Annotated in this window: 11 protein-coding genes; 1 reads left to right on the forward strand and 10 read right to left on the reverse strand. The window is 42.8% G+C overall.

From position 1 onward, the window contains the following. Positions 1-1057: 1057 nt before the first annotated feature. Positions 1058-1240 carry a hypothetical protein gene (locus INQ51_RS20970; protein ID WP_233379947.1) on the forward strand — a complete coding sequence of 61 codons (183 nt, stop codon included), beginning with the start codon at positions 1058-1060 and terminating at the stop codon, positions 1238-1240. A gap of 70 nt (positions 1241-1310) precedes the next feature. On the opposite strand, the gene INQ51_RS20975 is transcribed toward INQ51_RS20970, so the two are convergent. The 10 genes from INQ51_RS20975 to INQ51_RS21020 form a co-directional block, all read right to left on the reverse strand. Continuing rightward, the gene (locus tag INQ51_RS20975) at positions 1311-2879 is read right to left on the reverse strand and encodes a sulfatase (protein ID WP_233379948.1); all 1569 of its coding nucleotides are present in this window, start codon (positions 2877-2879) and stop codon (positions 1311-1313) included. Between the two features lie 154 nt (positions 2880-3033). Then, positions 3034-4641, reverse strand: a complete 1608-nt coding sequence (locus tag INQ51_RS20980) for a sulfatase (protein ID WP_233379949.1) — start codon at positions 4639-4641, stop codon at positions 3034-3036. 144 nt (positions 4642-4785) lie between these two features. Further along, positions 4786-4962, reverse strand: coding sequence for a hypothetical protein (locus INQ51_RS20985; RefSeq protein WP_233379950.1), 177 nt, complete (start codon positions 4960-4962; stop codon positions 4786-4788). 20 nt (positions 4963-4982) lie between these two features. Beyond that, positions 4983-5753: a LytR/AlgR family response regulator transcription factor gene (locus INQ51_RS20990; protein ID WP_233379951.1), complete on the reverse strand. Its 771-nt coding sequence runs from the start codon at positions 5751-5753 to the stop codon at positions 4983-4985. A 23-nt stretch (positions 5754-5776) separates the two neighbouring features. After that, the gene (locus INQ51_RS20995; protein ID WP_233379952.1) at positions 5777-6850 is read right to left on the reverse strand and encodes a sensor histidine kinase; all 1074 of its coding nucleotides are present in this window, start codon (positions 6848-6850) and stop codon (positions 5777-5779) included. Positions 6851-6860: 10 nt separating this feature from the next. Next, positions 6861-8261, reverse strand: coding sequence for a TolC family protein (locus INQ51_RS21000; protein WP_233379953.1), 1401 nt, complete (start codon positions 8259-8261; stop codon positions 6861-6863). Between the two features lie 56 nt (positions 8262-8317). Next, positions 8318-11374: an efflux RND transporter permease subunit gene (locus INQ51_RS21005; protein WP_262909972.1), complete on the reverse strand. Its 3057-nt coding sequence runs from the start codon at positions 11372-11374 to the stop codon at positions 8318-8320. After that, positions 11374-12447, reverse strand: a complete 1074-nt coding sequence (locus tag INQ51_RS21010) for an efflux RND transporter periplasmic adaptor subunit (RefSeq protein WP_233379955.1) — start codon at positions 12445-12447, stop codon at positions 11374-11376. The genes INQ51_RS21005 and INQ51_RS21010 overlap by 1 nt, the downstream gene beginning before the upstream one ends. 319 nt (positions 12448-12766) lie before the next feature. Further along, positions 12767-13426 carry a porin family protein gene (locus tag INQ51_RS21015; RefSeq protein WP_233379956.1) on the reverse strand — a complete coding sequence of 220 codons (660 nt, stop codon included), beginning with the start codon at positions 13424-13426 and terminating at the stop codon, positions 12767-12769. A 145-nt stretch (positions 13427-13571) separates the two neighbouring features. Beyond that, positions 13572-14465, reverse strand: a complete 894-nt coding sequence (locus INQ51_RS21020; RefSeq protein WP_233379957.1) for a carbohydrate kinase family protein — start codon at positions 14463-14465, stop codon at positions 13572-13574. Between the last annotated feature and the right edge of the window lie 139 nt (positions 14466-14604).

The following is a 14604-nucleotide window of genomic DNA, read 5'->3' on the forward strand; positions in this document are numbered from 1 at the left end:
CTTCTTTGCTTATTTGCCCGGTTAAAACTTCAGCAACTACCCGTCGCTTGAAGCTTTCATCATAAACTATAAATCCTGACATAAATTTACTTTTTGTGTAAACCTATTTTAGGACAAGACACTTTGGCCCCTTATAGGGGCCTTTTTGTAAGTCCCCCTTCTTTGAGGGTGGATTCTTTAATTTTTAATTTTCACATACTTCTCGTAATTGATATATCATAGCCACAGTTTATAAAGTGACATTATATTCATGTAATACACAGGCTTAGATTTTTAATAACAACAATTCCTGAGAACTAACCCGGATTAAACATCAATAAAAGAAACATCACAGTTTGTAGATATCAAAATATTACTGAACTATTTCCTGCTCACATTGCAGTTATTCTCAATCTTAAATACTTAAGCTATACAAAACTAAACGATGACCTGTAACAATACGATTTAAATAAACCAATGATATAATTCCACTAATAGGATAAGGCTCGAATCCTGACATACAACTATGATTCAAATTTCATATGTTTGTTTGAGAAAATTATTTTGTTGAATAAAAAGAGAGCCTTTATCGAGAGCCCCCCACAAGTACATGATTTTAAGCGCCAACGAAAATACAAAATCATCCTTTACTCGCTACATCCCAACTACCAGATTAACTTTTCTTCTAATACCTTTAAATTAAATCCTTTTTTTAATTAAACGCAATCCTACAAATCACACTATTAGTGGCTAATTTATAAGAGACTAAATCGAGAACACGTTGATTTTTTTTCAAAATTTGCTATCTTTAATACAAACAAGTAAAGTTCTTAAAATGTGAACTAAACGGTGAACCAGAAATACAAAACCTCAGTAATAAACTGATACAAAGGCACTAATAAAGCCGGGTTACAATCCTGTCATCCCGACCAAATTGAAAGAACAAAAGCCTGTATATCTGATGATTTACAGGCTTTTTGTTTTCAAAAGGCTGAATATATGAGCTTCCTTTACATCAAGTCAGCTTATTCTCAATAAACGCCTCAAATTTTTTATACTTCTCATAATCACCGTAGAAGTGACAGAGGCAAACGGAATAGTGCAGCCAAACGCTGATAACCGAAAGGCTTTTCATGGCCGCAATGGTGAGCTGGAAATGGGCTCCGCTATATCAAGGACAAGCATTGCCGCTTTTATTGCAACATTGGTTGAAACCCTGGAACTTCGCATAAAGGAGAATCTGGGATTTTCGAAACCATAAATTAAATGCGATGATGCCAAATAAAAAAGCCTTTCACAAAGTGAAAGGCTTTTCCTGTTATAATGAATTATTAATTCCAGTACTCTTCAAATATCCTCACCATTTCGGGATACTGTTTGTCGGTGTCTCCAATATCTTCGCGCAGTTTCATCAGTTCATTCTTCATGTCAGAAATAACACTTAGGTAATTGGGATCATTGTAAGCATTATGCAGTTCATTCGGGTCTTTTTCAAGATCGTAAAATTCCCAGGCCGGTTGTGTAGTCTTAGTCTGTGCGCCTTTCATATCCAGCGGCTGACCGTAAAAGAAGGCCAGTTTGTATCTTTTGTTTCGGATGCCAAAATGTCCCGGACGGTTGGCTTCGTGCTGCCAGTATCGATAATACATTTGATAACGCCATCCTTCGGGTGTTTCGCCTTTCAGGTTATTCCGGAAACTTACTCCGTCCACAAAGTCAGTTTTATCGATACCTGCATAATCGGCAAGTAAGGCGGCAAAGTCAATATTCAGAATGATATCGTCGATTCTGGAGCCTCCCTTGATCTCTTTTGGATAGCGTATTACAAATGGCATGCGCAATGATTCTTCGAAAATCATGCGTTTGTCAAAAAAGCCGTGCTCGCCCAAAAAATATCCCTGGTCGGCGGTATAAATGACGATGGTATTATCGGCAATTCCTTCTTCTTCCAGGAAATTCAAAAGCTTACCGATATTGTCATCGATGGCTGCCCCGCTTCTGATCATGTCTTTTACCAGTTTCTGGTAAACTTTTTTACGTACTGCCGCACTATCCAAGCCATCCACAATAAAAGGCAGATCGGGATACTGCGCCCAGTAATTCGGGTTTTGGGTATTTTCCAGGAAACGTTTTCCCAGCCTATCAATCGACTGCCCAACAAAAGAGCGCCCGGTGGTTTCGGGGCCACAATCAAACAAGGTGGCCGGCTCGGGAACTTCCACGCTATCGAGCAAATCTTTAAAGCGGTCGGGGTAATCATACGGTTCGTGTGTTGCTTTAAAATGACACATCATCATGAACGGTTGTGATTTATCCCGGTTTTTGATCCAATCCATGGTGAGCCCGGCGATCACATCGGTCGAAAAGCCCTCGTATTCTGCTCCTCCGTCGTAGTTGTCCTGCCAGTTTTCTTTGTTCTTCAGGATGGGGTTCCAGTACCTTCCCTGGCCGGGTAAAACGTTGAAGTAATCGAACCCGGCAGGTTGTTTTTTCAGGTGCCACTTCCCTACAATAGCCGTTTGATAACCGTTATTTTTAAACACCTTGGCAATGTTCATACTGTCCGGTTCCAAAGCATCTTCCAACGTAAATATTCTATTGTGATGGCTGTATTGCCCTGTCAGAATTGCTCCGCGGCTGGGCGTGCATATAGAATTGGTACAAAAGCAGTTATCGAGCACACATCCTTCTTCGGCCAGGCGGCTGATGTTGGGAGTATGTACATAATCCTTTAAAATTCCACCATAAATGCCCCACGCCTGGGAGGTATGATCATCACTTAAAATAAACAGAATGTTGGGTTTTGGCTCCGGCTTTTGTTTGCACTGATGAAAGAACAAAGGGGCCATAAACAGTAAAACAAACAAACCTTTTGATACTCCTTTTCCTGATAAGCTCATCTTAAAAAACATTTTAGTTTCATTCATTAAATTCAAATCGTGCTTTTACGGAGTTGTGCAAAGATACACGTGCTTATTTTTTAAAACAAGCCTTCTTTGTGGTGCACTTACAAGATCGTTTGGGAAACGGTTCGTTAAACGTAAAATCTTCAGCCTAATTGGTGGCGGAAATATTTTTCAAAATTATTTCCATTTGTTCCTGACTTTCAAAATCTGATTTATTCACCCAACCTGCATTTACTTCTTCTCCCCGCATAAAACGGTTGTAGAAATCAACATCTGCTTTATAAGAATAGAGATAGCGGTCAAAAATGTCTCCCTTGCCCAGCATGCGGGGATCCTGCTGCTTTGTAAGTTCGGTTACTAGTTGGTTTTCTAGCTCCAGAATAAGCGGTTGAAGCGATGGCTCATTGATCAGGTTCACAATACAGTCCGGATCATTCTTTACGTTGTATATCTCACGTTCGGGCCTTTTCCCAAAACAGTAGTTCCAGAATTGATTGCTGCCGGCCTCTCTTCTGTCGGCCAGTATTTGGCTTTTTGTTGCACCTCCGTCGCAGTTGAGGTAACCGGTTTCCGGGTTTCCGGAGGGCCAGCGATCTGTTTTGTAATTGTGCAGAAACAAATAATCGCCTTTTCTGATTCCGCGAATGGGATATCCAACATCGTCGGGCCGGCCCACATCGTGCCGTTCTTTGCCAATTAGTACATAGTCGCGCTTTTGAGAATTACGTTTGTTATACAATAAATCGGTAAGACTTTCCCCCTGAATGGCTTGCATTTGAGAAGCCTCTTGCTCAATTCCTGCCACCTCCAGGAATGTTGGTGCAAAATCAATAAAACTTACAAAATCTTCGACTACCCGCCCCGGCTTTTTAATACCCTCTTTCCACATTACCGCCATAGGCAGATGGTTGGAATACTCATACGCCTGACCTTTTACCCGCGGAAAAGGCATTCCGTTATCTGAAGTTACCACAATCAGTGTATTGTCCAGCAGCCCTTGTTCTTCCAGAACGGCTAACATTTTACCTAGGTGTGTGTCAAAGTATTCGATCTCAAAAGCATAATCCAGCATATCGGTCCGGGTAGATTCTTTGTCGGGCCAAAAGGGAAAAACTTCATCTACGTCTTCCGGATTTTTGTTTCCCTTGGCAATTCCGCTTCCGTATTCGTAGCGCCGGTGTGGTTCCATGCCTCCGTACCAAAAACAGAAAGGCTGGTCACCGGGCTTCTCCTTCAGAAATTTTTCAAAATTGGCAGCATAATCGATGTTGGAAATTTGCGAGGTAGGCGGTGTACAACGTTCCGAGTTGTAAGCTTTACCAAGCAGTAAGCGGTTTTCTCCGGTTTCGGTTTTTGCGACCACCGGTGCCACTCCTTTGGCAGTATAGCCCACAAAGTAGCCGTTTTCTTCCAGTGTTTCGGCATAGGTTTTAAACTTTACCGGAAAGTAACTCCAGTGGTTACCGGCTTCTTCCAACTGCCACGAGTTGCGGCCTGTAACAATACACGACCGCGAAGGTGCGCACTTTGCATTGGGAGTATATGCGTTCGCGAACAATATGCCTTGCTGCGCTATCTTGTCAAAAGCCGGAGTGTTTACCCAGTCGCATCCGTAGGCGCCCATGTGTTTATAAGTTGCATCGTCGGCAATACAAAAAAGAATATTGGGACGTGTTTTTTCGGTTGTTTGTTTTTCAGTACAGGCAAACAGAAGCAAACTCATTGTTAACAGGAGCCACAGGCGATTTAGATTCATCGGTACGATTTGATTTAGTTTTTCCGGACTGCAAGTTAAAATTTATGTTGGTAAAAGCATCATCGCTTTCACATCGTTTGGTCCGCGATTATACTTTCCCGAATCGCTTAATGCTCTTTATGAAGTATGTGAATTGGGTACCGTTTAATACAGGTGGTTCAGAAATTTGACCAGCCCGAGTACATCTTCGCGTGTTGAAAACGGGTAAACTCCGTTCATTTTCACGGTATAAATATTATGGTATAAGATGCTTTCTTTTAGCGGACTTGTATTTTCAATCAGGGCAAGGGCCTCTTCGTATAGTTGTTCTCTTTTCTTCATTAAATACTTGGTTGGTTGCACTAATTCTCCATCCACTCTTTAAATTCGGCGGCTTTTAAACGACTGATCATTATGGGCTCGTCGAAAGGATGGATCAAACGCAAAATTAGTTTGCCTCCGAAGTGGTTCTCAAATTTCCGGATGGCATTAATGTGTACAATGGTACTTCGGTTGGTTCTGAAAAACTGAGCCGGGTCAAGTTCTTCTTCCAGCTTTTCGATGGTTAAATTAATGGCGTATTCTTTTCCTTTAAAAGTAACGGCATTTGTTATCCTGTTTTCAGTATAAAACCAGGCTATTTCTTCCACATCCAGCTTAAAATAAGAAGTAGCTCCGCTAATGAGGAAGCGCTTCCTGTATTTCCGTTCGCCCCTTATTATGGCTTCCAGCAGTTCTTTATAATCAGGTCTGCTTTCGGAGCTTTTGCGCTGAACGTTTAGAAGAGTTTCAAATTTGTCGATCGCCTGTTCCAGTTTTTCGAGTTTAATTGGTTTTAGCAAATAGTCGATGCTGTTAACCTGAAATGCCCTGAGTGCATATTCGTCGTAAGCAGTTGTAAATATAACCATACTATCCACCTGCACACTATCGAATACCGAAAAACTTATTCCATCCGTCAGCTGAATATCCATAAAAATCAGGTCGGGAGCAGGGTTGCTTTTTAGCCAGTCTACCGTTTCTTTAACACTGTCTAATCCTGCAAGAATGTTCCAGTCGGGCCGCAATGTTTCTACCATTCCTTTTAACAAACGGTAGTTATGTAATTCATCTTCCACTATAATCACTCTCATAATCACTGCCTTTTTATGTGTCCTTACAGTAAAGGAACCTTTACCTCGAATTTTTTCTCATCGCGGTGAACCTCTATTTGTTTTTCGGTCAACATCTTATACCTTCCGATCAGATTTCCCAAGCCTGTTTTAGTTGAATACGAAGTAGTTCGAAGATTCAAATTATTCGAAACTGACAAATACCCATCTTTGGCAAAAACAGTTATTTCCAGGGGTGTTTCCTTGCTTGTTATGTTGTGTTTTATGGCATTTTCGATCAGCAGTTGACCGGTCAAAGGAGCAATTTCGCGGTCCAGTTCTTCAACTGAAATGTTGTTGTGTTCGAGCATTAAGCCTTCGCCCAGCCGTTCTTTGTGCAAGGCAAAATAAGCCTTCATAAACTCAAGCTCATCTTTCAACTTTACCAGTTTCTTGTTTTTACTTTGAAGTACATACCTGTAAACATCGGTAAAATTCTCGGTAAAGTACACTGCAACTTCCGGGTCGTATATGATCAACGATTTTAAAACACTCAGGTTATTAAACAGAAAATGCGGGTTTAACTGGTCTTGCAACGAATTGTAATCCATCTCCAGTTTCTCTCTTTTCATTTTGGCAATGATTTCCTGCGAGTTGAGCCATTTTATACTTATCCGTGCCAGGGTAAGCGAGTTAGCCACCATTTGTATAAAGATCAAACCGGCAGCCATTCCAAGAATCACACCCGGGCGTGAATTTTCGCCTCCCAACTCGGGTTCGATAAAATACATGATAACCCGGTGTGCCAGAATCAAAAAAAGAAACCCGACACTGATCTGTAAAATAAAACGCAGTTTCATTTTTGTCGGAACCGGAAGAAAGCGTTCCAGGATATTGTCCAGAATAATTTGCAGCTCCACGGCCAGGTTAAAAGGAATAATTACAGCCACATAAATAACCGCCGGAATGCGCAGGTTTACGCCAGAAGGCCCATCAACAACATAAACAATAAAATGAAGTATCACAGTGGCGATCAAACTGATAACCGTGAACCTGATAATAACACTCGGAGCCGCATAGCTGGGCAAACGCAGCGCCAGATCTGGTTTTTCCTTCTTATTTTGGTGTGTATACTTCATTTAAATCGATCTATTTTTCCCCTTCTGCTTTGTAAAGATTGCCGGTAACATTTTGCCAGCGGGTTTTTAGTACTTCAAAATTGGCCACAGCCTGTGTCAAACGCGCTTTCGCTTCCGCCCATTTGGCCTGTGAACCCAGCAAATCGGTGGTGGTATTTAAACCAACGTCGAAACTGGCACGGGTTTCATCCAAACTTTCTTCGGCTTCTGTCACACTTTTCTCCGCAATCAGAATGGATTCGTAGGCCTCTTCAACCTGCACCTTAACTTGCATGACCTCAAGATTAATCAAATCATTTGTATGTTGCAAATCTGTTTCGGCCTGTTGCACTTTCAATTGGGCGGCTCTCATTTTCTTTTTCCCCTGCCCCCACTGGAAAATGGGGATAGATACCTGTGCCGCAAGCATGGGCTGAAAATCGACGTCTTCGTACAAATCCCGAAGCCAGTAGCTTGTGTATTGTGCACTCACTCCTACCGTTGGGAGATAATCGGCCCGTGTAATTTTAGCATCTAATTCACTCAGTTCCTTTTGCCTCTCCAGAATTTTTAGTTCGTTTCTGTTGTTCGCAGCCTGGTTTAATCCGTCGTTAAAGTTGATTAACTGAACGTTTCTCAGCTCCTCATAACTGATTTGAATATCCGCATCCAATGGCTGTCCCATCAACTGGTTCAGGTACATTTTGGCCACTTTCAACCCGTTTTTGGCCTTTAGCAAATTCAAGGCAGCCTCGTTTTTCTGAACGGTTACCTTAAGTTTTTCGCTGGCAGGCTGAAGTCCGACCTCGTACATAGCTTTCATCTGATCTTCCAGCTCGGTCAGCATTTTGATATATTCATCCGCAATTTTAATGTTCTCCTGAACGGTTGCCACTTGCCAAAAAGCATTGTCGGTTTCTTCCACAATTTCTGAATACTTCAGATTCAGTGCCAGTCCGGCTATTTCTACACCGGCATCAGCTTGTTGATTGGAATACCTGATTTTTCCTCCAGCATAAACCGGCTGGTTCAATGTAAAACTGCCGTTGATCATCGTAAGGCTTTTCATATCAATGCTAGTCCCGGGTTTCCATACATTGCTCGTTCCTGAAAAGTTGCCGTTTAACGCATCTTCCTCGCTGGCGGCAGTGGGTAGAAAGTAACCAGGCAAACTAATTGGATCCATATTCGGGCGATGCATCAGCGAAGAAGAAAACCCCAGCGATGGAAGATAGGCCGTTCTCGCCACTTCCTGGTTAACTTTGGCTTCCTTGTTCTGCAAAGCTGCCTTTTTTAGTTCTTTGTTGAATTCCACTGCCTGTTTCCGGCAATCTTCAAGCGTCATCACTTTTTGCCCCAAAGCATTGCCGAATACAAGCGTTGTTACCAATAATACAAATGTTCTTATAATGATTTTGACTGATCTCTTCATTTTCGTTTTCCTGTTAAATTGAATTTTTCACTACTCCCGGGCAGCCCGATTTTAGTCTAAACGTTGGCTGTAGCCGGCACTGTGTTTTTTCCGTCGACGTTGTACAATACGGTATATAAAACCGGTACCACAACAAGCGTAATAACTGAACCAACAGCCAGACCAAACATTATAACGATGGCCGTTGAACTAAACATTGAATCGGTGATTAGCGGCGCCATTCCCAAAATGGTTGTCAGAGAAGCCATCATTACCGGACGCAAGCGTGACAAGGCAGCATCAATGGTGGCAGTCAAACGATCCTTGCCTTCCTTGATGTTGCGGTTGATCTCATCCAGCAATACCACGGCATTTTTGATCATCATACCAATCAGACCAAGCGCCCCGATGATACCGGCAAATGTCAGGAAGGTACCTGTACTTACCAGCCCCAGAACAATTCCCACAAAAGCGAATGGTACGATCAGGAAAATAATGATGGGTTGTTTCAGGTTGTTGAACAAGCCAATTATAATGATCGCCATTAAGCCGATAGCCAGCGGCAGAAACATAAACAGCGCTTCGTTGGCTTCGCTTGAACTAGCAGTGGCTCCCTCCCATTTCATTTCGTATCCGTCAGGTAATTCAATGGCTTCCACTTTTTCCTGGAATTTAGCCTGCACTTCAGCCGCTGTGTGACCGTTAACAGCATCGCATTGTGCTTTTATCGAACGTTGGTTATCCAGGCGGTTTATAAGCTCGTAATCCCAGGTAACTTTTAAGGTGTCGGCAATTTGCGACAGCGGCACACTTGCCACACTGCGCTGCCCCCACACAGGAATATTCATCAACTGCTCTACATTGTCGCCCAGTTTGGTGTCGGTGCGCAGAACAATCGGAAGCATTCTTTCCCCTTCGTAAACAGCACCAATTGGCATTCCGTTGGTAGCAACCAGAATGGAATTTCCCATATCGGAACGTGTCAAGCCCAATGGCTGAGCTTTAACTACCGAATATTCAGGTACAATCTTTTTTGTTTGATTTTTCCAGTTATCGGTAACGTTGGTAGCAAAGGGGTCATCTAAGAATATCTTTTTTGCCTGGTTGGCCAGATCTTTCAGAACAGCAGGATCGGGTCCGGTAAACTGTGCTTCGATATCTGCATCGGCAAAAGCAGCTCCGTACTCCTGAACTTTGAAAAAGGCATCTGGGTAATTTTCAGCCAGGTATTTTTGAATCTCAGGAATAATCTCCGGTACCCGTTCCGTATCGTCAGTTTGAATGATGATGTCGCCGTAATTAGCCCCACCGGTTTCCATATGTCGCATCAGCAGGTAACGGGCCGGTGGCCGGCCTACCGAAGCGGTAACCGAATGTACGCCGTCCATTTCCAAAATATGTTGCTGAATCTTCTGCACATCCTTTTCCACCGCTTTTATGTCGGCTCCCTGGGGTAGATAGTATTCAATAAAAAATTGGTCGTATTCGATTTTCGACATAAAATCAACTTTCACAAAACGGAACGACCAGAATGCAAAAATCAAAATGGCAAACGATCCTAGCGCAAAGGGATATTTGTTCCGGATACCCCATTTCAGAAACCTGCCGAAAATCTGGTAGAATTTTGAATTGTAAGCTTCGGCATGTTCGCCTTTGGGCCGTGTTTTCCGATAGAAATACTTGGCGTTAAAGGGTGTTTGAATCATGGCAAATACCCAGCTCAGCGAAAGAGAAATGATTAACACCGAGAACAACGAGGCCAGGAATTCGCCGGCTGCGTTTGGCGACATTCGCAAGGGCAGAAAAGCCAGGATGGCCACAGCCGTTGCGCCCAACAGCGGCAAAGCCGTTTTTTTAGCTGTGTTTACAAAAGCTTTGCTCCGGTCCATTCCTGCTTTCAGGTCGACCAAAATACCGTCAGCCACCACAATCGCATTATCCACCAGCATCCCCATAGCAAGAATAATGGCGGCCAGGGTTACACGGTGCAACGGCAAACCGATGGTAAGCATCACAATCAATGTTCCGAGTATGGTAAACACCAGTCCGCTGGAAATCAGTAATCCTGAACGCAGCCCCATGGCAAACATCAGCACTACAATTACAATCCCCACCGACATGACCAGGTTCATCATAAAATCTTTTACCGCAGCATCTACACGATCAGGCTGGTAATACACCTGGTTGATTTCAATTCCGGCAGGAAGTTCTTTTTCAAGCTCGGCTAGTTTTTCATCCAACGACTTCCCCAGTTTTACAACGTTGATTCCACTTTCGTTTGACAACCCCAGCGTTAATCCCGGCTTATTGTTGTAGTACAAAGCTTCGTTTTCCGGTTCGAGGTACGATTTTTTTATGGTAGCGATGTCTCCCAAACGAAAATTTCCTCCGCCGGGAACCTGGATCAAAAGATTCTCAATTTCTTTCAGGCTGGAGATCTTCTGCCCCACTCCTACGCGGATAGATTCGGTACCTGCCACCACCGAGCCGGGGTTGATAATGGCCGTTTCGTTTTGAATAGCTGCGGCAATAAACATGGGGTTTACACTCAGTCCGGCCAGTTGTTCCGGAGAAAAAACGATATCGATGGTTTGCGTGTGCTCCCCAAAAATCTGCGAACGCCGTACGCCATTTACGCCCAGCAATTCACGTTCAATGTATTCCGTATAATTTACGAGTTCTTCATGGCTGTATCCATCGGCTGTTACCGCGTACAAAATTCCGTAAACATCGGCAAAGTCGTCGTTTACAATGGGCTCCATTGCTCCCGATGGCAACGAACCTTTTGCATCGTTCACCTTTCTGCGCAAATGGTCCCAAAGCTGTGGTAACTGGGGCGTTTTAACGGTTGGTTGAATATTAACGGTAATAAATGACAAGCCCGGACGTGATACCGAAGTTATGTCATCAATATTTTCCAGCTTCTGAATGGCTTTTTCCAGGACATCCGTCACTTCCAATTCTACTTCGTGTGCTGTTGCGCCGGGGTAAACGGTAATTACCGTGGCTGCTTTGATCGGAATCTCAGCGTCTTCCAGCTTCCCGATCTTGTTGTATGCTATTAAGCCGCCAACCAATACTGCGAACAGTATGGTTGAAATCATGGCTTTCTGATTTAAAAGCTTTTCAAACATTACAGCAACCCTCCAATATTCGTTACTGAAGGTGTTTTTAGCGGTTTTACCTTTTGCCCTTCAACCAGGTAGTGAACACCGGCAGTAACCACCTGCTCACCACTGTTTAAGCCCGAAGCAATATTTACCCGCCCTTGTGTGCCGTCCAAATCAATTTTTACGGAACGTTTTTCAACTTTGCTGTTTGCAGTGTTATAAATCCAAACGTAAGTGCTTGTATCTTCATGAAAGATGGCTGTTTGAGCCACCGATAACTGATTGGCATCCGTCTGGCAAAAAATGTGCACTTCAGCGGTCATTCCGGGAGCAACTTTCAGTTCATTTTTATTTTCAAACGAGAATTTTACTTCGTACAAACCATCCTGCATGGCTTTCTCGCTTACGCTCAATAACTGAACAGGAAGCTGCTGGATCCCGGCATTGGCCACATTTACATAACTCTTTTTATCACTTTTTACCCTGTTTAGCTGGCTTTCAGAAACAGAAACAACAACTTCGAGATGCGAGTTATCGATGATGGATACAATGGGAGTTCCGGCACCGACGGTTTGGTAGTTTTCCACAAACTTCTCGTAAATGTAACCGGAAAACGGAGCTTTTAACTCCGTATCCAGCAACTGGTTCTGGGCATTCTCAAAAGCTGTTTTTGTCATCAGGTAACCCGATTTGATCTTTTCAAAAGTGTTTTCCGGAATTTTCTTTTGTTCAATCAGTTGTTTGTAGCGCTGGTATTCTCCTTCAATCTGCTCAAACTGGGCTTTGGTGGTTGCCAGCTGAAGCTGATAATCGCGTTGGTCGATTTCGGCAATCACCTGCCCGGCGCGAACATAATCGCCTTGTTTTACATTTAATTTGGCAAGGGGACCACCCACCCGGAAAGAAAGTGCCGTAAGGCTTTTTTCCTTGATCTTTCCGTTGAGTGTCATGGCATTCTGAACAACACCATCACTAATTGTTTCTACTTTAACGTTTTTAATTGTTTCGGCTTGAGGCGCTTCTCCGGTTGAACTTTTACATCCTGCAAATGCAATAACTCCGGCCACCATAAAAAGAAAAAATCTTTTGAACTTCATTGTTTAATTCTTCTTTGTTTCTGTTTTTAATCGGTCAAAAGTAGCTTGTGCACTTTTTCATGATCCAAGAAAGTGTGCCAACTGCTAAAACTTATGCGCGAAATGCAAAACAGAATACCCGAATTTTCAGTAGCAGTGTGGTGGGCTATATAATGTTGATCTGCGATTGGCCCGGAAAGCCTTAAGAAAATATGATAGCAACTGAACCAGAGAACGGAAATATGGTTTAGAGTGGTCTAAATGAAATATAAGAAGTAGCATAATTGAAGCTCTTCTCACTGTGTGTTCGGCATCTTTTGTTTAGGTAACTTTTTACTGACTATTTCCCAAACTGGTAGGCAATGGAAATTTTTACTACCCGGTTTCTGGCAATGGTTCCATTTTCCTGGTTGGCCGCTATGTTGGCAAAGCCACAATCGTACGACAGGCTTAACTCCACTTCTTCAATCTGAATTCCGCCGGCAAAGGACCAGCCCCAGTCCAGTCTTTTTAAGTCATCACTTTTACTGCTGCCCCACGCTATGTCTTTTTTATCGCAAACACTTTCGCCTTGATATTGGGTTGTGGTTTGTGATTTTCCACTTACACCCATTCCCAGGTACGGACCTGTTGCTCCAAATATCTTTTTGTCATTCCCCCAGTTGTACCTGGTTTTTATCATTACGGGCATATCGATGTAATACAATTTCATGTCCGATGATACTTTGGATTCATCTTCATCCAAATCATATTTCAGCCCTTTGTTGGTCAGCAGAAGTTCTGGACTTAATGATAGAACATCATTTAGCGGAAACTCAAAGGTAAAACCAAAGTGGATCCCCGAATTTGCAGAAAAGTTATCGCTATACCGATTGTCATTGTCCTTCGAGAGCATGGTTGCGAGGTTCAGCCCGCCTTTTATTCCAAAGTTTTGAGCATGTATGAAATCACTTTGCAAAAATAATGTAACGAGAATCAGAAGTTTAAAAGCTTTGTTCATTTTGGTCTGAAATTTAGTTTTATCACTCTAATGGTTGTATTTCAATCGCACCTGTTTCTACGAAATGAAGACCTCAAAAGTTAACGAAATCTGTGGATTTCAGCAACAGAACGTAACAGAGTTTAACCCATTTCGAGAAACTCGATCACTCCTCGGCGAAGACTTTCGTGATAGCTTCAGGCAGCAGTGGCATCGCACCTTTTTGTGTGCATACATAGGCTGAAACTTCCACAGCCAGCTGATGAACTTTATCTACCGGCCATTTCTTTAAAAGTCCCATTGCTAAAGTAGCTGTAAACGAATCACCTGCTCCCACCGTGTCAGCAACAGTTACCTTTGGAGATTCCAACCAGCTTCTCTTTGAACTTGTCCGAATCAAACTTCCGGCTCCACCTTTTGTAAGGGCAATCATTTCAATTCTGAAATCATTCAATAAGCGATCAAGAATATGCGTCTCGTCTCCTTCTATTCCAAATATTTTTGCCACAACCGGAAGTTCATCTTCGTTTAATTTTAAGATGTCACATTTCTGAAGCGATAGGTTTATGACTTCTTTGGAATAAAATGTTTGCCGGAGATTGATGTCGAATATTTTCAGGCAACTTACCGGAAGTTCATCCAGTAAAGACTGAATGGTATGAAATGAAACAGAATCGCGTTGAGCCAGCGCCCCAAAACAAAATGCGGAAGCCTGATTCACCAGCTCATTACGTTGATTACACAAGGGAATTTTATCCCAGGCAACATCTGTTTGGATGGTATATTCGGGTACGCCGGAGGAATCAATCAGAACATCAACCCTGCCTGTGGGGTATTCTTCCAATTGCGAAATAAAACGGGTATCCATCCGTCTTTTATGCAAAAGATCAATTATTTCATTTCCCAATTGATCTTTTCCTACGGCACTGTACACAGTTCCCTGCCCTCCCAGTTGAGATGCATGCCAGGCAAAATTGGCCGGTGCGCCTCCCAGTTCTCTGCCACCGGGAAGCATGTCCCACAAAAGTTCTCCTGCTCCAATTACAATAGGCCTATTCATGTTTTTGGTTTAATGTTCGTATCATTTGTAAATATAGGTTCACTAAAAATAGTGATTTAAGCTTAGCAATTCTAATGTTGCTACCGTCTGATTGTTTCGTGGCTTTTCTATTATCAGTATCCAATTCTACTCGAAAAAT

Source organism: Maribellus sp. CM-23 (genome assembly GCF_021354595.1).
GTDB lineage: Bacteria > Bacteroidota > Bacteroidia > Bacteroidales > Prolixibacteraceae > Draconibacterium.